Origin of the sequence: Pseudomonas oryzihabitans (assembly GCF_007665395.1) — a bacterium.
Classification (GTDB): Bacteria; Pseudomonadota; Gammaproteobacteria; order Pseudomonadales; family Pseudomonadaceae; genus Chryseomonas; species Chryseomonas psychrotolerans_C.
Map to the genome: position 1 here is coordinate 163,015 of NZ_VDND01000004.1, position 22,757 is coordinate 185,771.

Annotated in this window: 25 protein-coding genes; 14 read left to right on the plus strand and 11 right to left on the minus strand. The window is 67.8% G+C overall.

Annotated elements, in window-relative coordinates; all coding sequences use genetic code 11:
* The first annotated feature begins 16 nt into the window (after positions 1 to 16).
* From FSV73_RS10800 to FSV73_RS10820, 5 genes are all read left to right on the plus strand, one after another.
* Positions 17 to 490 (plus strand): RNA pyrophosphohydrolase, encoded by a 474-nt coding sequence (locus tag FSV73_RS10800; protein WP_007161635.1) that lies wholly within the window; start codon positions 17 to 19, stop codon positions 488 to 490.
* 111 nt (positions 491 to 601) lie between these two features.
* Positions 602 to 2,881: a phosphoenolpyruvate--protein phosphotransferase gene (gene ptsP, locus FSV73_RS10805; RefSeq protein WP_145007596.1), complete on the plus strand. Its 2,280-nt coding sequence runs from the start codon at positions 602 to 604 to the stop codon at positions 2,879 to 2,881.
* A gap of 76 nt (positions 2,882 to 2,957) precedes the next feature.
* Positions 2,958 to 3,740 (plus strand): sulfite exporter TauE/SafE family protein, encoded by a 783-nt coding sequence (locus FSV73_RS10810; RefSeq protein WP_145008034.1) that lies wholly within the window; start codon positions 2,958 to 2,960, stop codon positions 3,738 to 3,740.
* A gap of 19 nt (positions 3,741 to 3,759) precedes the next feature.
* Positions 3,760 to 4,572 carry a prolipoprotein diacylglyceryl transferase gene (gene lgt / locus FSV73_RS10815; protein ID WP_145007598.1) on the plus strand — a complete coding sequence of 271 codons (813 nt, stop codon included), beginning with the start codon at positions 3,760 to 3,762 and terminating at the stop codon, positions 4,570 to 4,572.
* Between the two features lie 85 nt (positions 4,573 to 4,657).
* On the plus strand, positions 4,658 to 5,017 hold the full coding sequence (locus FSV73_RS10820; RefSeq protein WP_145007600.1) for a multidrug transporter: 360 nt from the start codon (positions 4,658 to 4,660) through the stop codon (positions 5,015 to 5,017).
* Between the two features lie 16 nt (positions 5,018 to 5,033).
* Here the strand turns inward: FSV73_RS10820 and FSV73_RS10825 are convergent, their stop codons facing one another.
* The 6 genes from FSV73_RS10825 to FSV73_RS10850 form a co-directional block, all read right to left on the minus strand.
* Complete coding sequence (locus FSV73_RS10825; protein ID WP_007161640.1) at positions 5,034 to 5,285, minus strand: YfhL family 4Fe-4S dicluster ferredoxin; 252 nt, start codon at positions 5,283 to 5,285, stop codon at positions 5,034 to 5,036.
* Between the two features lie 99 nt (positions 5,286 to 5,384).
* Positions 5,385 to 5,870, minus strand: coding sequence for a pantetheine-phosphate adenylyltransferase (gene coaD, locus FSV73_RS10830; RefSeq protein ID WP_145007602.1), 486 nt, complete (start codon positions 5,868 to 5,870; stop codon positions 5,385 to 5,387).
* A gap of 99 nt (positions 5,871 to 5,969) precedes the next feature.
* Complete coding sequence (locus FSV73_RS10835) at positions 5,970 to 6,974, minus strand: hydrolase (protein ID WP_145007604.1); 1,005 nt, start codon at positions 6,972 to 6,974, stop codon at positions 5,970 to 5,972.
* On the minus strand, positions 6,971 to 7,540 hold the full coding sequence (rsmD, locus tag FSV73_RS10840) for a 16S rRNA (guanine(966)-N(2))-methyltransferase RsmD (protein WP_145007607.1): 570 nt from the start codon (positions 7,538 to 7,540) through the stop codon (positions 6,971 to 6,973). The genes FSV73_RS10835 and rsmD overlap by 4 nt, the downstream gene beginning before the upstream one ends.
* Before the next feature lies 1 nt (position 7,541).
* A complete protein-coding gene (locus tag FSV73_RS10845; RefSeq protein ID WP_145007609.1) occupies positions 7,542 to 8,981 on the minus strand; it encodes a M16 family metallopeptidase in 1,440 nt (479 codons plus the stop codon).
* Positions 8,978 to 10,339, minus strand: coding sequence for a M16 family metallopeptidase (locus FSV73_RS10850; RefSeq protein WP_145007611.1), 1,362 nt, complete (start codon positions 10,337 to 10,339; stop codon positions 8,978 to 8,980). The genes FSV73_RS10845 and FSV73_RS10850 overlap by 4 nt, the downstream gene beginning before the upstream one ends.
* A gap of 202 nt (positions 10,340 to 10,541) precedes the next feature.
* Here FSV73_RS10850 and ftsY point away from each other — a divergent pair, with 202 nt between their 5' ends.
* The 4 genes from ftsY to rpoH all read left to right on the plus strand — a co-directional run bounded on the left by ftsY (position 10,542) and on the right by rpoH (position 14,678).
* Positions 10,542 to 11,984 carry a signal recognition particle-docking protein FtsY gene (ftsY, locus tag FSV73_RS10855; protein WP_145007613.1) on the plus strand — a complete coding sequence of 481 codons (1,443 nt, stop codon included), beginning with the start codon at positions 10,542 to 10,544 and terminating at the stop codon, positions 11,982 to 11,984.
* Positions 11,981 to 12,655: a cell division ATP-binding protein FtsE gene (gene ftsE, locus FSV73_RS10860; protein WP_058762944.1), complete on the plus strand. Its 675-nt coding sequence runs from the start codon at positions 11,981 to 11,983 to the stop codon at positions 12,653 to 12,655. The genes ftsY and ftsE overlap by 4 nt, the downstream gene beginning before the upstream one ends.
* Entirely contained in the window at positions 12,652 to 13,662 is a 1,011-nt protein-coding gene (gene ftsX / locus FSV73_RS10865; RefSeq protein WP_145007615.1) for a permease-like cell division protein FtsX, read from the plus strand. The genes ftsE and ftsX overlap by 4 nt, the downstream gene beginning before the upstream one ends.
* A 161-nt stretch (positions 13,663 to 13,823) precedes the next feature.
* The gene (gene rpoH / locus FSV73_RS10870; RefSeq protein ID WP_026083834.1) at positions 13,824 to 14,678 is read left to right on the plus strand and encodes an RNA polymerase sigma factor RpoH; all 855 of its coding nucleotides are present in this window, start codon (positions 13,824 to 13,826) and stop codon (positions 14,676 to 14,678) included.
* Positions 14,679 to 14,905: 227 nt separating this feature from the next.
* Here rpoH and mtgA read toward each other — a convergent pair whose 3' ends face one another.
* Positions 14,906 to 15,607: a monofunctional biosynthetic peptidoglycan transglycosylase gene (gene mtgA, locus FSV73_RS10875; RefSeq protein ID WP_007161651.1), complete on the minus strand. Its 702-nt coding sequence runs from the start codon at positions 15,605 to 15,607 to the stop codon at positions 14,906 to 14,908.
* Positions 15,608 to 15,675: 68 nt separating this feature from the next.
* Between mtgA and FSV73_RS10880 the strand changes: the two genes are divergently transcribed.
* From FSV73_RS10880 to FSV73_RS10900, 5 genes are all read left to right on the plus strand, one after another.
* Positions 15,676 to 16,053 carry a DUF423 domain-containing protein gene (locus FSV73_RS10880; RefSeq protein ID WP_145007617.1) on the plus strand — a complete coding sequence of 126 codons (378 nt, stop codon included), beginning with the start codon at positions 15,676 to 15,678 and terminating at the stop codon, positions 16,051 to 16,053.
* Between the two features lie 94 nt (positions 16,054 to 16,147).
* Entirely contained in the window at positions 16,148 to 16,348 is a 201-nt protein-coding gene (gene thiS, locus FSV73_RS10885) for a sulfur carrier protein ThiS (protein ID WP_058762949.1), read from the plus strand.
* A gap of 19 nt (positions 16,349 to 16,367) precedes the next feature.
* The gene (locus tag FSV73_RS10890; RefSeq protein ID WP_145007619.1) at positions 16,368 to 17,150 is read left to right on the plus strand and encodes a thiazole synthase; all 783 of its coding nucleotides are present in this window, start codon (positions 16,368 to 16,370) and stop codon (positions 17,148 to 17,150) included.
* A gap of 248 nt (positions 17,151 to 17,398) precedes the next feature.
* Positions 17,399 to 18,070, plus strand: a complete 672-nt coding sequence (gene trmB, locus FSV73_RS10895; protein ID WP_222119448.1) for a tRNA (guanosine(46)-N7)-methyltransferase TrmB — start codon at positions 17,399 to 17,401, stop codon at positions 18,068 to 18,070.
* 168 nt (positions 18,071 to 18,238) lie between these two features.
* The gene (locus FSV73_RS10900; protein ID WP_145007622.1) at positions 18,239 to 19,969 is read left to right on the plus strand and encodes a putative bifunctional diguanylate cyclase/phosphodiesterase; all 1,731 of its coding nucleotides are present in this window, start codon (positions 18,239 to 18,241) and stop codon (positions 19,967 to 19,969) included.
* A 2-nt stretch (positions 19,970 to 19,971) separates the two neighbouring features.
* Here the strand turns inward: FSV73_RS10900 and FSV73_RS10905 are convergent, their stop codons facing one another.
* The 4 genes from FSV73_RS10905 to metW form a co-directional block, all read right to left on the minus strand.
* Complete coding sequence (locus FSV73_RS10905) at positions 19,972 to 20,298, minus strand: DUF3392 family protein (protein WP_145007624.1); 327 nt, start codon at positions 20,296 to 20,298, stop codon at positions 19,972 to 19,974.
* Between the two features lie 14 nt (positions 20,299 to 20,312).
* Positions 20,313 to 21,464, minus strand: a complete 1,152-nt coding sequence (gene hemW, locus FSV73_RS10910; protein ID WP_145007626.1) for a radical SAM family heme chaperone HemW — start codon at positions 21,462 to 21,464, stop codon at positions 20,313 to 20,315.
* Positions 21,461 to 22,054 carry an RdgB/HAM1 family non-canonical purine NTP pyrophosphatase gene (gene rdgB, locus FSV73_RS10915; RefSeq protein ID WP_145007627.1) on the minus strand — a complete coding sequence of 198 codons (594 nt, stop codon included), beginning with the start codon at positions 22,052 to 22,054 and terminating at the stop codon, positions 21,461 to 21,463. The genes hemW and rdgB overlap by 4 nt, the downstream gene beginning before the upstream one ends.
* An 81-nt stretch (positions 22,055 to 22,135) precedes the next feature.
* On the minus strand, positions 22,136 to 22,756 hold the full coding sequence (gene metW, locus FSV73_RS10920) for a methionine biosynthesis protein MetW (protein ID WP_145007628.1): 621 nt from the start codon (positions 22,754 to 22,756) through the stop codon (positions 22,136 to 22,138).
* Position 22,757: the final 1 nt, after the last annotated feature.

Here is a 22,757-nt window from a genome sequence, read left to right on the forward strand (position 1 = left end):
TTCAAGGGTGGCAGCCGTGATCGACGCTGATGGTTTTCGCCCCAATGTCGGCATCATTCTCGCCAACGATGCCGGCCAGGTACTGTGGGCCCGCCGGATCAACCAGGATGCCTGGCAGTTTCCCCAGGGTGGGATCGATGACCGGGAAACGCCCGAAGAGGCGCTGTACCGGGAGCTGAACGAAGAGGTGGGGCTGAGTCCGGATGATGTCCGTATCCTGGCCTGTACCCGTGGTTGGCTGAGGTATCGGCTGCCGCAGCGCATGGTGCGTACCCACAGCCGTCCGCTGTGCATCGGCCAGAAGCAGAAGTGGTTCCTGCTGCGGCTGACCGCGGAAGAGCAACGCGTACGCATGGATGTCACCGGCAAGCCGGAATTCGATGGCTGGCGCTGGGTAAGCTACTGGTACCCCCTGGGCCAGGTGGTGACCTTCAAGCGAGAGGTCTATCGGCGGGCGCTCAAGGAGTTGGCACCCCGCTTGCTGGCCTGATTACCGGTACGGCCGGTGCGAAAGAGGTGAGGAGAAGCTGTGGTCATGCAGGATGAACGACACGTGATGCACGCCGGCGAGTCCGCCGGGCGTCGACTGCGGAGGCGCTAGATGCTTGCAGTTCTGCGCAAGATCGTCCAGGAGGTCAATGCCGCCAAGGATCTGGGGTCGGCACTGTCCATCATCGTGCAGCGTGTCCGCGCGGCCATGCAGTCGCAGGTCTGCTCCGTCTATCTGCTGGACCCGGACACCAACCGTTTCGTGCTGATGGCCACCGAAGGCCTGAACAAGAAGTCCATCGGCCGGGTCAGCATGGCCCCCAACGAGGGCCTGGTCGGCCTGGTCGGCACCCGCGAGGAGCCGCTCAATCTCGAGGACGCCGCCAGCCATCCCCGTTTCCGCTATTTCGCCGAGACCGGCGAAGAACGCTACGCCTCCTTCCTCGGTGCGCCCATCATCCACCACCGCCGGGTGATGGGCGTGCTGGTGGTGCAGCAGAAGGAGCGCCGCCAGTTCGACGAGGGCGAGGAAGCCTTCCTGGTGACCATGAGCGCCCAGCTCGCCGGGGTCATCGCCCATGCCGAGGCCACCGGGACCATCCGCGGCCTGGACCGGCAGGGCAAGGGCATCCAGGAAGCCCGCTTCGTCGGCATCCCCGGTTCGCCCGGCGTCGGTGTCGGCAAGGCCGTGGTGGTGCTGCCGCCCGCCGACCTGGAAGTGGTCCCCGACAAGACCGTGACCGACATCGACGCCGAGCTGCAACTGTTCCGCACCGCCCTGGAAGGGGTGCGGGCGGACATGAAGGCGTTGTCCAAGCGCCTGTCCACCCAGCTGCGCAAGGAAGAGCGGGCGCTGTTCGACGTCTACCTGATGATGCTCGACGACGCCGCCCTCGGTAACGAGGTGACCACCATCATCAAGAGTGGCCAATGGGCCCAGGGCGCCCTGCGCCAGGTGGTGATGGAGCATGTCCAGCGCTTCGAGCTGATGGACGACGCCTATCTGCGCGAACGGGCCGCCGACGTGCGCGACCTGGGTCGCCGGCTGCTGGCCTATCTGCAGCAGGCCCACCAGGCCTGCCTGATCTATCCCGAGAACACCATCCTGGTCAGCGAGGAACTCTCGCCGGCCATGCTCGGCGAGGTACCCGAGGGCCGCTTGGTCGGCCTCATCTCGGTACTCGGCTCGGGCAACTCCCACGTCGCCATCCTGGCCCGCGCCATGGGCGTGCCGACCGTGATGGGCGCGGTGGACCTGCCGTATTCCAAGGTGGACGGCATCGACCTCATCGTCGACGGCTACCACGGCGAGATCTTCACCAACCCGTCGCCGACGCTGATCAAGCAGTATGGCGACGTGGTGGAAGAGGAGCGCCAGCTGACCCAGGGCCTCGATGCCCTGCGCAGCCTGCCCTGCGAGACCCTCGATGGCCACCGCATGCCGCTATGGGTCAACACCGGCCTCATGGCCGACGTCGCCCGCGCCCAGCAGCGTGGCGCCGAAGGGGTAGGGCTGTACCGCACCGAAGTCCCCTTCATGGTCAACGAGCGTTTCCCCAGCGAGAAGGAGCAGCTCTCCATCTATCGCGAGCAGTTGGCCGCCTTCCATCCGGCGCCGGTGACCATGCGCACCCTGGACGTCGGCGGCGACAAGGCGCTGTCCTATTTCCCGATCAAGGAAGACAACCCCTTCCTCGGCTGGCGCGGCATTCGCGTCACCCTCGACCACCCGGAAATCTTCCTGGTGCAGACCCGCGCCATGCTCAAGGCCAGCGAGGGGCTGAACAACCTGCGCATCATGCTGCCGATGATCTCCGGCGTGCACGAGGTGGAGGAGTCCCAGCACCTGCTGCACCGTGCCTGGTGCGAGGTGCGTGACGAAGGCGTCGACATCCCCATGCCGCCGGTGGGCGTCATGGTCGAGGTGCCCTCGGCGGTCTACCAGGCCCGCGACCTGGCCCGCCAGGTGGACTTCATCTCGGTGGGCTCCAACGACCTCACCCAGTACCTGCTGGCGGTGGATCGCAACAACCCGCGGGTGGCCGATCTCTACGACTACTTCCACCCGGCGGTGCTGCAGGCGCTGCAGCAGGTGGTCGACGGGGCCCACGCCGAAGGGGTGCCGGTGAGCATCTGCGGCGAGATGGCCGGCGACCCGGCGGCAGCCGTGCTGCTCATGGGCATGGGTTTCGACACCCTGTCGATGAATGCCACCAACCTACCCAAGGTGAAATGGCTGCTGCGCCAGGTCACCCTGGAGAAGGCTCGCGAGCTGGTCCAGCAGATGCGCCAGATCGACAACCCCCAGGTCATCCACAGCGCCCTGCACCTGGCCTTGCGCAACCTCGGACTGGGCCGGGTGATCAACCCGGCAGCCAGCGTCCAGAACTGAGCGTGCCAGGCGGGGGCATCGCTTCCCGCCCGGCAGGTAGCGGCGTACCATGCCGCTTCTTGCGCCCGAGGTGATGATGGATCTGTTGCTCTTCCTGGTTCTCGGTGCCTGCGCCGGGGTACTGGCCGGCCTGTTCGGGGTCGGTGGCGGCCTGATCATCGTGCCGGTGCTGGTCTACAGCTTCACCGCCAAGGGACTCGCGCCGGACATCCTCACCCACCTGGCCGTGGGGACCTCGCTGGCCACCATCGTCTTCACCTCGCTCAATTCGGTCTGGGCCCACCATCGACTCGGCGCGGTGCGCTGGCGACTGTTCGCCTGGATGGCGCTGGGCATCGTCTTCGGCAGCGCCCTGGGCGCCGTCACCGCCGCCGCCATCCACGGACCGCTGCTGCAGAAGATCATCGGCACCTTCGCCCTCCTGATCGCCGTGCAACTGGCGCTGGACCTGCGGCCCCAGGCCCAGGCCCGCGAGCCGGGCAAGCCGGAGCTGACGCTGGCGGGCGTGGTGATCGGCTGGGCCTCGGCGATCTTCGGCATCGGTGGCGGCTCGCTCACCGTGCCCTTCCTGGTCTGGCGCAGCCTGTCGATGCAGCAGGCGGTCGCCACCTCGGCGGCCTGCGGGCTGCCCATCGCCCTGTCCGGTGCCCTGGCGTTCATCGTCGTCGGCTGGCGGGAGCCGGGGCTGCCGGCCTGGAGCCTGGGCTACGTCTATCTCCCGGCGCTACTCGGCATCGCCCTGACCAGCATGTTCTTCGCGCGCTTCGGCGCCCGCCTGGCCCATCGCCTGTCGCCCCGGCTGCTCAAGCGCCTGTTCGCGCTGCTGCTGTTCGGCGTCGGTCTCAACTTCCTACTTTGATCCCTTCCAAGGAGGCACCATGCTGCCGTATCCGCAAATAGACCCGGTGGCCCTGTCGCTGGGGCCGCTGAAGATCCACTGGTACGGCCTCATGTACCTGGTGGGGATCGGCGGCGCCTGGTGGCTGGCCAAGCGCCGGCTGAATCGCTTCGATCCGCGCTGGACCAGCGAGACCCTCTCCGACCTGGTGTTCTGGGTGGCACTGGGGGTCATCGCCGGCGGGCGCCTGGGCTATGTGCTGTTCTACAACCTGGCGGAGTACATCGCCAATCCGACGCTGATCTTCGAGGTCTGGAAGGGCGGCATGTCCTTTCACGGCGGCCTGCTCGGGGTCATCCTGGCGGTCTGGTGGTTCGGCAAGCGCCATGACAAGGGCTTCTTCGAACTGATGGACTTCATCGCGCCGCTGGTGCCCATCGGCCTCGGCGCGGGCCGCATCGGCAACTTCATCAACGCCGAACTCTGGGGCAAGCCCACCGACGTGCCCTGGGCGATGATCTTCCCGCCCTACAGCGATCCGGCCCAGCTGCCGCGCCATCCCTCGCAGCTCTACCAGTTCGCCCTGGAAGGCTTGGCGCTGTTCGTCATCCTCTGGCTCTACTCGCGCAAGCCGCGGCCGACCATGGCCGTGTCCGGCCTGTTCGTGCTCTGCTACGGCATCTTCCGCTTCATCGTCGAATTCGTCCGGGTGCCCGATGCCCAGCTCGGCTACCTGGCCTGGGGCTGGCTGACCATGGGCCAGGTGCTCTGCGTGCCCATGGTGCTCGGCGGTATCGCGCTCATGGTCTACGCCTACCGTCGCGCGCCTCAGCCGGTCGTCCGCACCGAGTGACGTCCGGGGACCGCCCGCATGACAAGTGCGGGCGGCCTGTTATAGTTCAGGGACCTCCACCACAACCGCGCAAGGGATCAGCCGTATGAATCCGTTCCGTAGCCTGGCGGCCGTGCTGGCCCTGGCATTGACCTGCCAGGTCATGCCGGCGCAGGCGCAGCAGGCCCAGGGTGACGTCACCGAATACCAGACCGCCGACCAGGCGTTCGGTGAAGCCCAGGCGCCAGAGGCCTTCTCCATGATCGGTGATCTGTTGATCGCGCGGCCGTTGCTGATCGCCGCCACCGTGATCGGCGCGGGTGCCTTCGTGGTGAGCCTGCCGTTCACCGCCGCGGGCGGCAATGTTGGCAAGGCCGGCAAGGCGCTGGTGGTCGAGCCGGGCAAGGCGGCTTTCGTGCGCTGCCTGGGCTGCACCCAGAGCGGTTACGGTCGTACCAACGACTAGCGCGTGAGGCCAGGTATCAGGCCTGGCCGCTGATCTTCAGGTACTTGTCGTGCAGCTGCTCCTTGGTCTCGACATGATTCTCGTCGAGGGGGATGCAGTCCACCGGGCAGACCTGCTGGCACTGGGGTTCGTCGTAGTGGCCCACGCACTCGGTGCAGAGGTTCGGGTCGATCACGTAGATCTCCGCACCCTGGGAAATGGCGCCGTTCGGGCACTCGGGCTCGCACACGTCGCAGTTGATGCAATCGTCGGTAATGATGAGGGACATCGTCGGCTCCTCGCCCCGCGAACGCGCGGCGATTCAAAAGTCAGGCGCGCATTTTGCCCCATCCGCGCGCCGGCTGCACCCGACAGTCCTTGGGGTTAATCAGCTGGCCGGGGCAAAACGCTCCAGCAGCGCCTGGTGCACGGTGGGATGGACGAACTTGGTCACGTCGCCGCCGAGCGCCGCGATCTCGCGCACCAGGGTGGAAGAGAGGTAGGAGTAGTGTTCCGAAGGGGTCAGGAACATGCTCTCGGCCTGGGGTGCCAGGACCCGATTCATATTGGCCAGCTGGAATTCGAATTCGAAGTCCGACACCGCGCGCAGGCCGCGCAGGATGATGGTCGCCTGCTGCTGTTCCACCAGGGTGGCCAGCAGGCAGCTGAAGCCGATCACCTCGACGTTGGGCAGGTGCGCGGTCACCGCCTTGGCCAGCTCGACCCGGCGCTCCAGCGGAAACAGCGGATTCTTCTTGGGGCTGGCGGCCACCGCCACCACCACTTCGTCGAACAGTCGCGAGGCGCGCTCCACCAGATCGCCATGGCCCTTGGTGATGGGGTCGAAGGTGCCGGGGTATAGCACTCGGTTCATGACGCTGTCCTGGGGGCGAAGCTGTAGGGGCTTGGATGGTAGCTCAGGGGCGGGAGGAGGCCAAGGCGACCAGGGCCAGGATCGCCGACCCGTGGGCGTTTATCGGCCGGATGGCGGTGACAGCTGGCTGACCAGCCAGTCGGGTATGCGTCTTTCCAGATAGTAGTCGGGGGCGCGAAAGGCACCGCCGACGAAGCCGACGTGGCCGCCATGGGGCAACCGCTCGAAGAGGGTGCCGGGTGCCAGTTCGGCGCGGGCGGGCAGGGCATCGGTGCCGATGAAGGGGTCGTCCTCGGCCTGGATCAGCAGGGTGGGGATGCGGATGCCAGCCAGGTAGTAGCGGCTGGAGGCCTGGCGATAATAGTCCCGGGCATCGCGGAAACCGTGCAGCGGCGCGGTGTATCTGTCGTCGAAGTCCCAGAAGGTCTTGAGGCCCTCGGGCGGTCCCAGGCGGGCGAGGAGTTCGTGCTGCTCGGGATGCCGCTCGCGGTCGAACAGCGCCTGCTTGTCGCGCACGTAGCGCGCCAGTTCGCGGATGAAGTGCCGTTGGTAGATGCGCGAGAAGCCGATGCCGATGCGGTCGGCGCAGAGGTCCAGGCGAAAGGGCACCGAGACCGCGGCGGCGGCGCGCAGGCCACTGTCGGCGCCGCGTTCGCCCAGGTACTTGAGCAGCACGTTGCCACCCAGGGAAAAACCCACGGCGAACAGCGGGGTCTGCGGGCGACTGGCCTGCAGGTGGCGGACCACGGCCGCCAGGTCTTCGCTGACGCCGGAGTGGTAGCCGCGCGGCAGGCGGTTGGGTTCGCCGGAGCAGCCGCGCCAGTTGAGGCCGACGCTGGCCCAGCCGCGGGCGGCGAGGGCGAATTGCAGGCCGAGCACATAGTGGGAGCCGGAGCTGCCGGTGAGGCCGTGGGCGATCAGCACCAGTGGCGCCTGGGGATCCTCGGCGTGGTACCAGTCGAGATCGAGGAAGTCGCCATCCTCCAGCCACAGTCGTTCCCGCGGCCGGGTGATGGGCGGCAGCCGACGCCACAGCGAGCCCCAGAGGGTCTGCAGGTGCGGACCGGGCAGCCAGGGCGCCGGCCGGAAGGGGGCGTCGGTCACGCCTGGCGGTGCCAGAGGGCGTAGTGGACGTTGCCGGTCTTCTTCTCGCGGTGCAGGTGCCAGGTCGCCGGCAGGGTCAGGCGCGAGGGCTGGGTTTCGCTCTCGGTGTAGACCCAGGCGTCCGCGGCCAGCCAGCCGTTGGCTTCCAGGGCCTGGCAGGCCGGCTCGAGAAGCTCCTTGCCAAAGGGCGGGTCGAGGAAGACCAGGTCGAAGGACTCTGTCACCGGCTTGGCCAGGGCCTGCAGGGCATCGGTCTGGCGCACCTCGGCCTGGGTGCAGCCGAGCGCCTGCAGATGGCTGCGCAGGGCATTGGCCGCCTGGGCATTGAGGTCGAAGGCCAGGGCCTGGCTGGCGCCGCGGGAGAGGGCCTCCAGCAACAGGGCGCCACTGCCGGCGAAGGGATCGAGCACCCGGGCGCCGGGGGTGACGGGCGCCAGCCAATTGAACAGGGTCTCGCGGACGCGGTCCGGGGTGGGTCTCAGGCCCAGGGCATCGGGGAACACGAAGCGCCGGCTACGCCAGTCGCCACCGATGATGCGCAATTGGTTGGCGGTCTTCTGGGCCATGTCAGAGCTCCGGAACGCCGCGGGGCGGCAGCGAGGTAAGAGGACGGGGTGGTGGCAACGGCTGCTGGGCGACCCGCGGGCCGGCGGTGACCACGACGAATGTCTGCGGATCCAGGTGGCGCTGCAGGGCGGCATGCACCTGTTCCACCGTCAGGCGGCGGACCTGCTGGAGGAAGTCGTCCAGGTAGCTGCTGGGCAGGTCGTAGAAGCCGATGTTGCCCAGTTGGGCGACGATGGCGCCGTTACTGGCGTTGGCCAGCGGGAAGCTGCCTTCGATCTGGCGCTTGGCGCGGTCCAGTTCGGCCTGGGTCGGGCCCTGGGCCAGGTAGTCGCTTAGCAGCTCCTGCACCAGGGCGAGGGTAGCGTCGCCCAGTTCGGCGCGGGTCTGCAGGCCGATGGTGAAGGGGCCCGGCTGGCGCATGGGGGTGAAACCCGAGCTGACGCCATAGGTGAGGCCACGGCGCTCGCGCAATTCGGTCATCAGGCGACTGCCGAAGCCACCGCCGCCGAGGATCTGGTTGCCGACGAACAGCGCCGCATAGTCCGGGTCGTCGCGGGTGATGCCGAGCTGGCCGAGCAGCAGGCGCGTCTGCTGGGCCGGCACCTCCAGCTGGACCCGTGCCGGCGCGGCAGCAGGGGGCGCCGGCAGCGGCGGCAGGGCCGGGCCCTGGGGCAGGGCGCGGGACAGCTGGGCGGCGATGCGTTCGGCGCGGGTGCGATCCAGGTCGCCGGTGATGGCGATCACCGCATTGCCGGCCGCATAGGCGCGGGCGTGGAAGGCCTTCAGGCGGGCCGCGTCGAGGCGCGCCAGGCCGGCCGCCGTACCGCGCGGCGAGTGGGCATAGGGGTGCTGGCCGTACAGCCGCTCCTGCAGGGCGTCGCCCGCCAGGTTGGCCGGTTCGCGCTGGCTGGCGGCGATCAGCGTCAGCAACTGGTCGCGGATGCGCTGGATGGCCTCGGCGGGAAAGGTGGGTCGGCCGACCACGTCGGCGAGCAGCGCCAGGGCGGGATCGCTGACCGCCGGATCGGCGAGGGTGCGCAGCCCGGCCACCGCCTGGTCGCGGTAGGCGCCGTTGCTGAAGTCGGCGCCCAGGCGCTCGAAGCCATCGGCGATGGCGCCGGCATCACGCCCCGGGGTGCCTTCGTTGAGCAGGCCGTTGGTCAGCATGGCCAGGCCCGGGGTGGCGCCGTCCTGGCTGCTGCCGGCGGCGAAGATCAGGCGCACGTCGAACATCGGCAGTTCCGGCGCCGGCACGAACAGCACCTGGGCACCCTCGGCGGTACGCCAGCGCTGGATGTCCAGCTGACGGCCCAGGGGTGGTGCGTCCTTGAGGGTCTTCAGGCTGTCCACGGCGGGATAGGCCCGCGCCAATTCATTGACCGGTGACGGGGACTGGCAGCCGGCGAGCAGGCACAGCGAGAGGCAGAGCAGGCGCTTCATGGACGCGTCTCCGCGGCGGGTGCGGGCCTTAGCTGGGCCAGGGTCAGGCGCTCGCGGGTGAAGTAGGTGCGGGCCACGCGGCGCAGGTCGTCCGGGGTGACCTTGGCCAGCTCGTCGAGTAGCGCATCGCCCCGCCGCCAGCCGAGGCCGACGCTTTCCAGCTGGCCGATGCTGCTGGCCTGGGCGGTGATGGAGTCGCGGCCGTAGACCAGGCCGGCCACCAGCAGGGCGCGGACCCGGGCCACTTCCTCCACAGTGGGTGCCTCGCGCTTGAGCAGCTCCAGTTGCTCCCAGAAGGCCGCTTCCAGCTGTTCGAGGGTCTTGCCGCGCTGGGTGTTGGGAAGGCCGCTGAGCAGGAAGAGGCTGTCGCCATTGGTATAGGCGCCGTAGGCGGCGCGGACGCTGGTGGCCAGTTCCTGGCCGCGTTCGAGGCGGCTGGGCAGGCGGGCCCCCGAACCGCCGCCGAGCAGGGCTGCCAGCAGTTGCAGGGCATAGGCGTCGCGGGGATTGGCGGCGGTGGCCAGGCTGGGCACGTTGAAGCCCATCAGCAGGCTGGGCACCTCGCGCGCCTGCAGCGCCAGGCGCCGCTCACCCGGCGCGGGCAGCTCCAGCGGGCGCCGCGGCGCGGGCAGCTCGCTGCGCGGGATGGCGCCGAACCACCGCTGCACCTCGGCCTTGAGCGCCTGGGGGTCGACGTCACCCACCACCACCAGGGTGGCGTTGTTGGGCGCGTACCAGGTCTGGTACCAGCGCTGGAGCTCGGCCGCGCTCAGGCGTTGCAGGTCCTGGGGCCAGCCGATGGTGGGGTTGCGATAGCCGCTGGCGGGATAGGCCGCCGCCTTGAAGCGCTCGAAGGACAGCGCCTCCGGACGGTCGTCGGTCCGCAGTCGGCGCTCTTCCTTGATCACCTCGAGTTCGCGGGTGACCTCGTCCGGCGCCAGGCGCAGATGGGCCATGCGATCGGCTTCCAGCTCCAGAGCCACCGGCAGGCGGTCGCGGGCGAGCAGCTGGTAGTAGACGGTGTAGTCGTCGGTGGTGAAGGCGTTTTCCTCGGCGCCCAGGTCGCGCAGCAGATGCGAGGCCTCGCCGGCGCCGAGCTTGCGGCTGCCCTTGAACATCAGGTGTTCCAGCGCATGGGACAAACCGGTCGCGCCGGGGCCTTCCAGGCTCGAACCCACCCGGTACCAGAGCTGCATGACGGCAACCGGGGCCCGGTGGTCTTCGCGGACCACCAGCTTCAGACCGTTGTCGAGGACGAATTCCTCGGTGTTCTGCCGGCTGGCAGCGGCCAGGGCGAGGCCGGGGAGCAGGCTGAGCAGGACGACCAGGGCGGTTCGACGAGAGCGGGAGGCGGGCATTGCGAGAGCAGGCCTTGTAGCGCGGTAGGGGACGAAGCGGCTGCGTCCTGGGGACGGTCGCGCGTTTTTCGCCGACGGGGAGGTCTTCCGCCCGGCAGGCTGCTAGGATACGCATCCCTTTTCCCGACGGCCATGCCTGACGGTCGAGCGCCGCCTGGCGGAGCTCCCGCAGCCCGGTCGTCCGTTCGATACAGAGCCCCGCATGTTTGGATCCGACGACAAGAAGTCTCCCCCCACGGAGAAGAAAAGCCTGTTCGGCTGGTTCCGCAAGAAGACCGCCGAGCCCGTAGAAACCCCGGCCGAAGCCCCGGCGGCCGCTCCCGAGGAGCGCCTGCCCGAGCCGCTGGCCAGCGAGCCGGTGCAGCACCCGGAGCCGGTACCCGAGCCGCCGGAGGCCATCCCTTCGCTGACGCCGATGCCGGCGTCCGAGGAAGAAGCGCCGTCGCCGGTCGCGCTCACGGCGCTGGTCGAGCCGGTGGTGATAGATCCCATCGTGCCGCCGGTCGAGGTCGAGCCGGTAAGGGCGCCCGAGCCCGAGCCAGTGGCTGCGCCGGTCGCGCCGCTGCCTCCGGCTGTCCCTGAACCTGAGCCCATTCCCGCTCCGGTCGTACCTGTTGCGCCCGCCGCCCCGGTCCGTCCTGATCCCGTGGTGGTTGTGCCCGAGCCCGAGCCCGCTCCACCCGCCGTCGCCGCCACTTCGCCCGAACCGGCCAAGCTGGGCTTCTTCGCCCGCCTGCGCCAGGGCTTGTCCAAGACCAGCGCCAGCCTCGGCGAAGGCATGGCCAGCCTGTTCCTCGGCAAGAAGGCCATCGACGACGACCTGCTCGAAGAGCTGGAGACCCGCCTGCTGACCGCCGACGTCGGGGTCGAGGCCACCGGCGTCATCATGCGCAACCTGACCCAGAAGGTGGCGCGCAAGCAGCTGGCCGACAGCGAGGCGCTGTACCAGGCGCTGCAGCAGGAACTCACCGAGATGCTGCTGCCGGTGGAGCAACCGCTGGTGATTGACACCAGCCACAAGCCCTACGTGATCCTGGTGGTCGGCGTGAACGGCGCCGGCAAGACCACCACCATCGGCAAGCTGGCCAAGCGCCTGCAGAACGAAGGCAAGAAGGTCATGCTGGCCGCCGGCGATACCTTCCGCGCCGCCGCCGTGGAGCAGTTGCAGGTCTGGGGCGAGCGCAATCGCATCCCGGTGATTGCCCAGCACACCGGCGCCGATTCCGCCTCGGTGATCTTCGATGCCGTCCAGGCGGCCAAGGCCCGCGGCATCGATGTGCTGATCGCCGACACCGCCGGCCGGCTGCACACCAAGGACAACCTCATGGAAGAGCTGCGCAAGGTGCGCCGGGTGATCGGCAAGCTGGACGAGGCGGCGCCCCACGAGACCCTGCTGGTGCTGGACGCCGGTACCGGCCAGAACGCCCTCAACCAGGCCAAGCAGTTCCACAATGCGGTGCCCCTGACCGGCCTGGCGCTGACCAAGCTGGATGGCACCGCCAAGGGCGGGGTGATCTTCGCCCTGGCCAAGCAGAGCGCCCTGCCGATCCGCTACGTCGGCGTCGGCGAAGGCATCGACGATCTGCGGCCCTTCGAGGCGCGGCCCTTCGTTCAGGCCCTGTTCGCGGAGCGTGGCGTCTCATGATCCAGTTCGACCGCGTCTCCAAGCGCTATCCCAACGGTCACGTCGGCCTGCAGGAACTGAGCTTCCGTGCCGAACGCGGCGAGATTCTCTTCGTCACCGGGCATTCCGGCGCCGGCAAGAGCACCCTGATGCGGCTGATCCTGGCCATGGAAAGGCCCACCGGCGGCAAGCTGACCCTGGCCGGCCAGGACATCTCGCGTATCACCAATGCGCAGATTCCCTTCCTGCGCCGGCAGATCGGCGTGGTCTTCCAGAACCACCAGCTGCTCTATGACCGCACCGTGTTCGACAACGTCGCCCTGCCGCTACAGATCCTCGGCTTGTCCAAGCCGGAGATCGCCAAGCGGGTGGCCGCGGCCCTGGAGCGGGTCAGCCTAAAGGACAAGCTCGACGACTATCCGGCGGAGCTGTCCACCGGCCAGCAGCAGCGGGTCGGTATCGCCCGCGCCGTGGTGCATCGTCCAGCCCTGCTGCTGGCCGACGAACCCACCGGCAACCTGGATCCCCGGCTGGCCTCGGAGATCATGGGCGTCTTCGAAGACATCAACAGCCTCGGCACCACGGTGCTGATCGCCAGCCACGACCATGCCCTCATCGCCCGGCTGCGCCATCGCATGCTCACCCTGCAGCGCGGCCGCCTGATCGGCGACGAAGAGGAGAGCCAGCCATGAGCGCCAACGAACTGCCGCGTGGCGAAGAGCAGGGCGGCAAGCCCCAGCGTCCGCAACGCCAGGCTCCGCAGAAACCCAAGAGCGACTGGCGCAGCCCGTTGCACGCCTACCTCGAAGCCCACCGTACCGGCCTCCGGGACAGCCTCAGGCGCATGGTGCAGCAACCCATAGGCACCTTCCTCACCTGCCTGGTGATGGGGATCGCCCTGGCCCTGCCGATGGGCGTATCGCTGCTGCTGAAGAACGTCGAGCGCCTCGGTGGCTCTTGGCAGCGCGCGGCGCAGATCTCGGTCTTCCTCGACCTGCGCACCGGGCAGGACCAGGCCGAGGTGCTGATGAGCCAGATCAAGGTGCTGCCGGACGTGGCCGAGGCGCGCTGGATCAGCCCGGATGACGCCCTGAAGGAATTGCAGCAGGACGCCGGCCTTGGTGAGGCGCTGCGCGAATTGCCGCAGAATCCGCTGCCCGGTGTCATCGCCGTGACGCCCAAGGAAATCGACAAGAGCCGCCTCGACATGCTGCGCAGCCAGTTGGCCGAGATGAACGGCGTGCAGCAGGTACAGCTGGACATGCAGTGGGTCGAACGCCTCACCGCCATCCTCAAGCTCGGCGAGCGCTTCGTCTTCGGCCTGACCGTGGTGCTGGTGATCGCCCTGTTGCTGGTGATCGGCAACACCATCCGCCTCGCCATCGAAAACCGCCGCACCGAGATCGAGGTGGTCAAGCTGGTGGGCGGTACCGACGGCTACGTGCGCCGGCCCTTCCTCTACATGGGTGCGCTGTTCGGCCTCGGCGCCGGCATCGCCGCCTGGGCGCTGCTGGTGTTCGGCCTGAACTGGCTCAATGCGGCGGTGATCGACCTGGCCGGCCTCTACGGCAGCAATTTCGCCCTTGGCAGCGTAGCCGTGGAAGATGGCCTGCAGCTGCTGATCGGCGCCGTATTGCTCGGTTATATTGGCGCCTGGCTGGCGGTCGCCCGCCATCTGCGCGAACTCGCCCCGCGCTGACGAACGGCCGTTTCCGCAACCTGCGGAAACGGTCCAAACCCCTGATGAAACAAGGCTTTCGCGGGTGTTTTCAGCTGGGGTTAAGGGAACCTCGGCTAGTCTGGCGCTGTCCAAAAAATCAGTGTTAGACTGTCCAGTGCTTAGTGAATCGGAGGATTCGCATGACCACTTCGTTGCAACCTGTTCCTACATTGGTTCCCGGCGCCAGCCTGGAAGCCTATGTGCACTCGGTGAACAGCATTCCGCTGCTCACCCCGGAGCGGGAGCGTGAACTGGCCGAGCGCCTCTTCTACAAGGAAGACGTGGAGGCCGCCCGGCAGTTGGTGCTCGCCCACCTGCGCTTCGTGGTGCATATCGCCAAGAGCTATTCCGGCTATGGTCTGGCCCAGGCCGACCTGATCCAGGAAGGCAATGTCGGCCTGATGAAGGCCGTCAAGCGCTTCAATCCCGAAATGGGCGTACGCCTGGTGTCCTTTGCCGTGCATTGGATCAAGGCCGAGATCCATGAATTCATCCTGCGCAACTGGCGCATCGTCAAGGTGGCCACCACCAAGGCCCAGCGCAAGCTGTTCTTTAACCTGCGCAGCCAGAAGAAGCGGCTGGCCTGGCTGAACAACGACGAGGTCCATCGCGTGGCCGAGACCCTGGGCGTCGAGCCGCGGGAGGTGCGCGAGATGGAAAGCCGTCTGACCGGTCAGGACATGGCCTTCGATCCGGCCAGCGATGCCGACGACGATGCCGCCTACCAGTCGCCGGCCCAGTATCTGGAAGACAGCCGCTACGATCCGGCCCGCCAGCTGGAGGAAGCCGACTGGACCGATAGCTCCACGGCCAATCTGCACGAGGCCCTGGAACGCCTGGATGACCGCAGCCGCGACATCCTCTATCAGCGCTGGCTGGCCGAGGAAAAGGCCACGCTGCACGAGCTGGCGGCCAAGTACAACGTGTCGGCGGAGCGTATCCGTCAGCTGGAAAAGAACGCGATGAACAAGCTCAAGGGCAACATCGCCGCCTGATCCGAGCGTTCATCGAGAAGCCGCGCCTCAGGGCGCGGTTTTTTTATGTCTGCGAGTTCGGCTTTAGCACGGAAGGCGCGCGACCCATCGCGGCCATGGGCCGCTCCTACAGCAGAGGCCCTAACTGGTAGGAGCGGCCCATGGCCGCGATCCAGGCTCACCCTTGGCATTCGAACGCTAGGCTTTCATTGCGTCTCGACAGGCAACGCGACGTTCAACGCCCAGTTTTACTGCCCGGTCATCCGTCGCAGATAGTCGCTGCCGCCGAGCTGGCGTTCCTGCTGGCGGATCCAGGCGGCGCGCTCGGCGACGTAGGCGCTCGGGCGGCTCGGACTCCATTCGCGCGGATTGGGCAGGACGGCGGCCAGCAGGCTGGCCTGGCGGTCAGACAGGTAGGGGGCGCCTATGCCGAAATGATGGCGCGCCGCGGCCTCGGCGCCGAACACGCCATCGTCCCATTCCACGCTGTTGAGATAGACCTCGAGGATGCGTTGCTTGGACCAGAAGGTCTCCAGCAGCACCGTGAACCAGGCTTCGAAGGCCTTGCGCAGGTAGCTGCGGCCGCTCCAGAGGAAGAGATTCTTGGCGGTCTGCTGGCTGATGGTGCTGGCGCCGCGCAGGGAACCGCCGGCTTCGTTGTGGCTGAAGGCCTGGCGGATCGCCGCCATGTCGAAGCCCCAGTGCTCGGCGAAGTGCTGGTCCTCGCCAGCGATCACCGCCATCTTGAGATCGTCCGGCAGCTCCTTCCAGGGCCGCCAGTCGCGTTGCAGGTCGATGGGCTTGCCGTCGATCCAGGACTCGACCTTGCGCTCCACCATCAGCATGCTGCCCGGCGGCGGTACCCAGCGCAGGATCAGCACCAGGGCCGCGCTGAGGGCGGCGAACCAGAGGGCGATACGCAGGAGACGGCGGAGGAGGGTGAGCAGCATCGGCTTGGTCTTTGGCGGTTAGCGGGCCATTATAACCAGCGCTGCTCTTCCATCGCCCGGTAAAACCCATGTTGCGTCTCTTCCTGCTGTTCGCGGCCCTGGCCGGCTTCACCGGTGTCGGCCTCGGCGCCTTCGCCGCCCACGGTCTCAAGGGGCGACTGTCCGCCGATTACCTCGCCGTGTTCCAGACCGGCGTGCTCTACCAGCTCATCCATGCCCTGGCGCTGTTCGGCGTCGCCCTGCTGTCGCTGCATTTCCAGGGCCGCCTGGTGGCCTGGGCCGGTGGCTGCTTCATCGCCGGCATCCTGCTGTTTTCCGGCAGTCTCTACCTGCTGACGCTGACCGGCGTTTCCCGGCTGGGCATCGTCACGCCCTTCGGTGGCCTGTGCTTCCTCGCCGGCTGGGCCTGCCTGGCCATCCTGGCCTGGCGCCTGAGCAGCCTCTGAGCGCGCGCTGGCCGTCGTTCCCGGTCCGGCGTCGCTGCAATGCGCGCCCGACCGGCGTAGAATGCGTCGCTCACCCCGCGACGATGCTTTTGCCATGCAGATCCTGTTGAACGGCGAATCCCTTGAATTGCCGGACGGTGCCACCGTCGCCGACCTGCTCGTGCGTCTCGAATTGACCGGACGGCGGGTGGCGGTGGAGCGCAACCTCGACATCGTGCCGCGCAGCCAGCACGCCACCACCGCCCTGGCGGACGGCGACCGGCTGGAAGTGGTCCACGCCATCGGCGGCGGCTAGCCGCGAAAGAGGAATCCAGATGAAAGACACTCCCTTCACCCTCGCCGGGCGCACCTATGAATCGCGCCTGCTGGTGGGTACCGGCAAGTACCGGGATCTCGAAGAGACCCGCGTGGCCATCGAAGCCTCGGGTGCCGAGATCGTCACCGTGGCGGTGCGCCGTACCAATATCGGCCAGAATCCCGGCGAGCCCAACCTGCTCGACGTGATCTCCCCCGAGCGCTACACCATCCTGCCCAACACCGCCGGCTGCTACGACGCGGTGGAGGCGGTGCGTACCTGCCGCCTGGCGCGCGAGCTGCTCGACGGGCACAACCTGGTCAAGCTGGAAGTCCTGGCCGACCAGAAGACCCTGTTCCCCAACGTCATCGAGACCCTCAAGGCGGCCGAGACCCTGGTGGCCGACGGCTTCGACGTCATGGTCTACACCAGCGACGACCCCATCGTCGCCCGCCAGCTGGAAGCCATCGGCTGCATCGCCGTGATGCCGCTGGCCGGCCTGATCGGCTCGGGCCTGGGCATCTGCAACCCCTACAACCTGCGCATCATCCTCGAAGAGGCCAAGGTGCCGGTGCTGGTGGATGCCGGGGTCGGTACCGCCTCCGATGCCACCATCGCCATGGAGCTGGGGTGCGAGGCGGTGCTGATGAACAGCGCCATCGCCCATGCCCGCGAGCCGGTGCTGATGGCCGAGGCCATGAAGCACGCCATCGTCGCCGGCCGCCTGGCCTACCTGGCCGGCCGCATGCCGCGCAAGCTCTACGCCACGGCGTCTTCGCCGCTGGACGGCCTGGTCAACTAGGAGGCTACTCTCGATCTGCTGCGCGTCGGCCAAACGGCGTTGAAAATGCCTTCGGAATGCTCATTTACTCTTTGTAAACTCCGCTTCCTCAGGCATTTTCGCCTTGTTTCGCTCTAGCTCGCGAGATCGAGAACAGCCTCTACACCGGCGCCCTCCGTCACGCGCCCGGCCTCTGCCGGGCGTCTCTTTTTCCCACTATCGATAACGCCATGACCGATCATCAAGACGACCAGACTCCCGACCGTCCCCTGCGCACCATCAAGAGCTTCGTGATGCGTGCCGGCCGCATGACCGAGGGCCAGCAGCGCGGTCTCGACCAAGGCTGGCCGCGCTTCGGTCTGGAATTGTCCGACGGCCCCCGGGATTTCGACCAGGTGTTCGGACGCCAGGCGCCGCGCACCTTCGAGATCGGCTTCGGCATGGGCCATTCCACCCTGGAGATGGCGGCCGCCGCGCCGGAGCAGGATTTCATCGGCGTCGAGGTGCATCGCCCGGGCGTGGGCGCGCTGCTCAACGGCGCCATGACCCAGGGACTGACCAACCTGCGCGTCTACAGCTGCGACGCCCTGGAAGTGCTGCGCCAGAACGTCGCCGACGCCAGCCTGGACCGGGTGCTGCTGTTCTTCCCCGATCCCTGGCACAAGAGCCGCCACCACAAGCGCCGTATCGTCCAGCCGGCCTTCGCCGAACTGGTCCGGCAGAAGCTCAAGGTCGGCGGGGTGCTGCACATGGCCACCGATTGGCAGGCCTATGCCGAACACATGCTCGAGATCATGAACGCCGCCCCGGGTTACCGTAACCTGGGCGACGCCTCGGGCTACGTCCCTCGTCCCGAGGAAAGACCCATCACCAAGTTCGAGCGGCGCGGCGAGCGGCTGGGCCACGGCGTCTGGGATCTCAAGTTCGAGCGCTGCGACTGACCGTACGTCTCTGACGAACCGACTTGAGCTGCCAGCGGGCAGTTGGCATGATGGCCAATTGCCCTGCTGTGATGGCGGTTGCAGTCGAATTCACAGAGACACCTGGATGCCAGCCTCCCACAAGAACGACAAACGGCGTAGTGCCGCCCCTGGCGGGCGACAAGTACGATGACGGATCTGGTACGTCCTGATTCGCCCGCCGCCGAGTTGCATGCCGTGCGCCGGCGGCTCGAGGTCGAGCGCAGTGCGCGGCAGCGCACCGAGCGTTCGCTGCACCTGATGGCCTCGGCCTTCACCCTCTGCCGCGACGCCATGGCGGTCCTGACCGAAAGCGGCCAGATCATCGAGGCCAACGCGGCCCTGCGGGCCCTGATGCTGAGTGCCGAGCGCAGTGTCGCCGGCCAGTACCTGTCGCACTACATCAAGTTGCCCGAAGCGGCCATCCGCACCTTCGAGCGTGACGGCTATGCGCTGTCCGAAGCCCAGTTCCATGTCTCCGCCAAGCGCGTCACGCCGGTCGAGATCAGCCTGAGTCGCTTCGCCGGCGAGGCGGATCGCGAAGGCTACGTCATCGCCAGCCTGAGGGACATCACCGAGCGCAAGCGCACGGAGCAGGCCCTGGAGCGCATGGCGCTGAGCGATGCCCTGACCCAGCTGCCCAACCGGACCTCCTTCTACCAGGCCTTCACGGCGCGTCTGCAAGGGTTGGCGGAGGCGAGCAAGCTGGCGGTGCTGTTCATCGATGTCGATGGCTTCAAGGAGGTCAACGATTCCCTGGGCCACGCCGCCGGTGATGAGCTGCTCTGCGCCCTGGTCCGGGAGTTGCGCCAGGTGCTGGGCGAAGGCGAGGTGCTGGCGCGCTGGGGTGGCGACGAATTCGTCGCCCTGCTGGACGTGCAAGACCCCGCCCATGCCCTGCAGGTGGCCGAGCAACTGGTGCAGGCGGTGGGGCGCCAGCAGCGCATCGGTGGCCATGACATCCGGGTGTCGGCCAGCATCGGCCTGAGCCTGGCGCCTGAGGAGGGGCTGGACGTCGAGACCCTGCTGCGCAACGCCGATGCGGCCATGTATGCCGCCAAGGCGGCGGGCAAGAGCCGGGTGCGCTGCTACGATCCGCAACTCACCAGCGCGGCGCGCAGCAAGGTAACCCTGCTGGCCCACCTGCACGGTGCCATCGAGGGCGAGCTCATCACCTTCGTCCTGCAGCCCAAGTTCGATGCGCGGCAAGTCATGGTCAGCGCCGAGTTGCTGGCGCGCTGGAACTGCCCCGGGGTGGGGATGGTACCGCCCAATGTCTTCGTGCCCCTCGCCGAGCAGAACGGCATGGCCTCGGCCCTCGGGCGCCTGGCGATCCGCCGCGCGGCCAGTCATGCCCGGGCCTTGCAGGACGCCGGGTTGCAGATTCCGGTGGCGGTGAACGTCTCGCCGCTGCAGGTGGCCGACGACGAGCTGGCCGAGGTGCTGGCGACCGCCTGTACGGATTACGGCATCGCCCCCAGCGCGCTGGAGCTTGAGGTCACCGAATCGGTTTTCCTGCAGAAGGGCGCCCCCGAACGCCGCCTGGCGGCGCTCCGGGAGCAGGGCTTTCGCGTGGCGATGGACGATTTCGGTACCGGCTATTCCTCGCTGGGCTACCTGCACCGCCTGCCCTTCGACACCATCAAGATCGACCGCAGTTTCCTGCTGGCGGTGGACGCCGACGACCGCTCCCGGCAACTGCTGGCCGGTATCGTCAGCCTGTGCCGCGCCTTGAACATGCAGATCGTCGCCGAAGGGGTGGAAACCCAGGCGCAATTCGAATTGCTCAAGGACCTCGGCGTGGACACCTTCCAGGGCTTTCTGCTCGGTCGCCCGCAGCCCCTGGAAAGCCTGCTCGACGGCCTGCGCGCCCGCGACTAGCTTCAGCCGCGGCGTTCGGCCAGGACACCCAGCAGGCAGACGCCGATCAGCAACACCGGCGCCAGGGCATAGTTGTTGAACTGCGCCAGGCCCTTCACCACCCAGGGCGTGAGGAAGGTCATGGCGGCGCCGTAGATCGCCAGGCACGCCAAGGCGAAGGCCGGTACCCGGACGGCGGTGGGCAGGCTGCCCAGGCGTGCCTGGATGAAGGCATTGACCTGGCTGCCGAACAGCACCAGCAGGGTGGCGGTGACCGCCAGGGCCACTTCGTCGAGATGGCTGCGGCTCCAGCGGGAGAGGTCGGCGATATGGTTGAGCACGAAGTCCAAGGCAGAGCTCCTCGTCAGTCAGGCAGAAAGGATTGCAACAGGTCGTTCAGGAACAGCTGGCCGCGGGCGGTGGGCCGCAGGCGTTCCGGGTCGTCCGCCAGTAGGCCGTCGCGTCGCGCTGCGGCCAGGGCGGGCGCCAATTCGTCCAGCGATTGACCGGTCCGCTGCGCATACCAGGCGGTCGGTACCCCGTCCACCAGGCGCAGGGCGTTCATCATGAACTCGAAGGGCAGGTCGGCCGCTTCCAGCCATTTCTCGCCGGCCTGGAAGGCCTTGGCCGGGTCGAGGTAATCCTTGGGCAGGCGGGTCTTCCAGCTGCGCAGCAGGCGGCCGTCCGGCGCACTGAGCTTGGCGTGGGCGCCGGCGCCGATGCCGAGGAAGTCTCCGAAGCTCCAGTAGTTGAGATTGTGCCGCGCCTGGCGCCCGGGCTGGGCGTAGGCGGAGGTCTCGTACTGGTGGTAACCGGCGGCGGCCAGGCGGGCCTGGCCGGCTTCCTGGATGTCCCAGAGCACCTCGTCCTCGGGCAGTTCCGGCGGCTGGCTCCAGAATACCGTGTTGGGCTCCATGGTCAGCTGGTACCAGGACAGGTGCGTGGGCGCCAGGGCGATGGCCTGCTGCAGATCTGCCAGGGCATCGGCCAGGCTCTGCTCGGGCAGGCCGTGCATGAGGTCCAGGTTGAAGTTGTCGAAGCCGGCGGCGCGCGCCCGGTCGGCGGCGCGGATGGCTTCGTCACGCCCATGGATGCGCCCCAGGGCCTTGAGTTTCTCGTCCTGGAAGCTCTGGATGCCGATGGACAGCCGATTGATGCCGAGCCCGCGATAGGCGACGAACTTGGCCTGCTCGAAGGTGCCCGGATTGGCTTCCAGGGTGATCTCGATGTCGGGCGCGAACTCCAGGCGCCGGGCCACGCCTTCCAGCAGGCGACCCAGGGCCGCGGCCGAGAACAGGCTGGGGGTGCCGCCACCGAAGAAGATCGAGGTCAGCGGCCGGCCATGGACGTGGACCAGGTCGTTATCGAGGTCGGCCAGCAGGGCGTCGACATACTCCACTTCCGGCAGCGTCGGGCCGGCGGCGTGGGAGTTGAAGTCGCAATAGGGGCACTTGCGCACGCACCAGGGGATATGGACGTAGAGCGCCAGCGGCGGCAGGGCGAAGGCCTCGGTCACAGGCCGAGCCGTTGCTTGAGCAGGACCATGGCGCGGGCGCGATGGCTGCGCTGGTTCTTTTCCGCCGGGACCAGTTCGGCCGCGGAGACCGCCTCGCCATCGGGCTGGAACAGCGGATCGTAGCCGAAGCCATGTTCGCCCTGGGCGGCCTGCAGGATGCGTCCCGGCCAGAGGCCTTCGCAGATGATAGGCAGCGGATCGTCGGCGTGGCGTACCAGCGCCAGCACGCAGACGAACTGGGCGGTGCGCTCGGCGTCGGGGACATCGCGCAGGGCGTCGAGCAGCTTGGCGTTGTTGGCCGCATCGCCCTGGCCGTCGGCGTAGCGGGCGGAATAGATGCCGGGGGCGCCGCCGAGGGCGTCCACCGCCAGGCCGGAGTCGTCGGCCAGCGCCGGCAGGCCGGACAGCCGCGCCGCGTTGCGCGCCTTGAGGATGGCATTCTCGACGAAGGACAGGCCGGTTTCCTCGGGTTCCACCTGGCTGAACTCGCCTACCGAGCGTACCCGCACCTGGCCGCCGAGCATGGCCTGGAGTTCCTTGAGCTTGCCGGCGTTGTGGCTGGCGAGGACCAGTTCGGTAAGGTCGGACATGAGGACACCGCGTCTCGTTGGGATGGCGGCGTATTGTACGCGAAGCCGGGGCCGGGCTGGCCGCGCCGCCCATGCCTTACGTCATATCGCGACGCGATGCTCCTGCAGGCGCGGCGCGCTGACCCGGTAGATGCCGATCTCGCCGAGCAGGTTGGGCCACAGCTTGCTGGCCCAGCCGTGGCGGTGCAGCCGGTCCACGGCGAGGCGATCCAGCACCTGGGCACGCTGCTCGCGGCAGAGGCGCTCGAAGTCCTCGAAGGTGCAGAAGTGGATGTTCGGCGTGTTGTACCAGGTGTAGGGCAGGAAGTCCGAGACCGGCATCCGTCCCTTGCCACCCAGGTAAAGCCGGCAGCGCCAGTGACCGAAGTTGGGAAAGGTGATGATGCACTGGCGCCCGACCCTGAGCATCTCCTGGAGGATGCGATCGGGATACTGCAGGGCCTGCAGCGATTGGGTCATGACCACCACGTCGAAGCTGTCGCTGGCGAAGTTGGCCAGGCCGCCATCGAGGTCCTGCTCGATGACGTTGACGTCCTTGAGCAGGCATTCGGCGATCTTGTCCGGATCGATCTCCAGGCCGTAGCCGGTGACCTGCTTGTGGTCGCGCAGCCAGGCGAGCAACTCGCCGGTGCCGCAACCGAGGTCGAGCACCCGGCTGCCCGCGGGGATCCATTCCTGAATGATGTCCAGATCGGCGCGCACG

Coding starts and splice junctions, on each gene's coding strand:
- rpoH (WP_026083834.1), top strand. CDS start 13,824: ATGACCACTTCGTTGCAACCTGTTCCTACATTGGTTCCCGGCGCCAGC.
- ftsX (WP_145007615.1), top strand. CDS start 12,652: ATGAGCGCCAACGAACTGCCGCGTGGCGAAGAGCAGGGCGGCAAGCCC.
- ptsP (WP_145007596.1), top strand. CDS start 602: ATGCTTGCAGTTCTGCGCAAGATCGTCCAGGAGGTCAATGCCGCCAAG.
- FSV73_RS10890 (WP_145007619.1), top strand. CDS start 16,368: ATGAAAGACACTCCCTTCACCCTCGCCGGGCGCACCTATGAATCGCGC.
- rdgB (WP_145007627.1), bottom strand. CDS start 22,054: ATGTCCGACCTTACCGAACTGGTCCTCGCCAGCCACAACGCCGGCAAG.
- FSV73_RS10850 (WP_145007611.1), bottom strand. CDS start 10,339: ATGCCCGCCTCCCGCTCTCGTCGAACCGCCCTGGTCGTCCTGCTCAGC.
- FSV73_RS10810 (WP_145008034.1), top strand. CDS start 2,958: ATGGATCTGTTGCTCTTCCTGGTTCTCGGTGCCTGCGCCGGGGTACTG.
- FSV73_RS10845 (WP_145007609.1), bottom strand. CDS start 8,981: ATGAAGCGCCTGCTCTGCCTCTCGCTGTGCCTGCTCGCCGGCTGCCAG.
- lgt (WP_145007598.1), top strand. CDS start 3,760: ATGCTGCCGTATCCGCAAATAGACCCGGTGGCCCTGTCGCTGGGGCCG.
- thiS (WP_058762949.1), top strand. CDS start 16,148: ATGCAGATCCTGTTGAACGGCGAATCCCTTGAATTGCCGGACGGTGCC.
- coaD (WP_145007602.1), bottom strand. CDS start 5,870: ATGAACCGAGTGCTATACCCCGGCACCTTCGACCCCATCACCAAGGGC.
- FSV73_RS10820 (WP_145007600.1), top strand. CDS start 4,658: ATGAATCCGTTCCGTAGCCTGGCGGCCGTGCTGGCCCTGGCATTGACC.
- mtgA (WP_007161651.1), bottom strand. CDS start 15,607: ATGCTGCTCACCCTCCTCCGCCGTCTCCTGCGTATCGCCCTCTGGTTC.
- FSV73_RS10900 (WP_145007622.1), top strand. CDS start 18,239: ATGACGGATCTGGTACGTCCTGATTCGCCCGCCGCCGAGTTGCATGCC.
- ftsE (WP_058762944.1), top strand. CDS start 11,981: ATGATCCAGTTCGACCGCGTCTCCAAGCGCTATCCCAACGGTCACGTC.
- FSV73_RS10880 (WP_145007617.1), top strand. CDS start 15,676: ATGTTGCGTCTCTTCCTGCTGTTCGCGGCCCTGGCCGGCTTCACCGGT.
- ftsY (WP_145007613.1), top strand. CDS start 10,542: ATGTTTGGATCCGACGACAAGAAGTCTCCCCCCACGGAGAAGAAAAGC.
- FSV73_RS10825 (WP_007161640.1), bottom strand. CDS start 5,285: ATGTCCCTCATCATTACCGACGATTGCATCAACTGCGACGTGTGCGAG.
- rsmD (WP_145007607.1), bottom strand. CDS start 7,540: ATGGCCCAGAAGACCGCCAACCAATTGCGCATCATCGGTGGCGACTGG.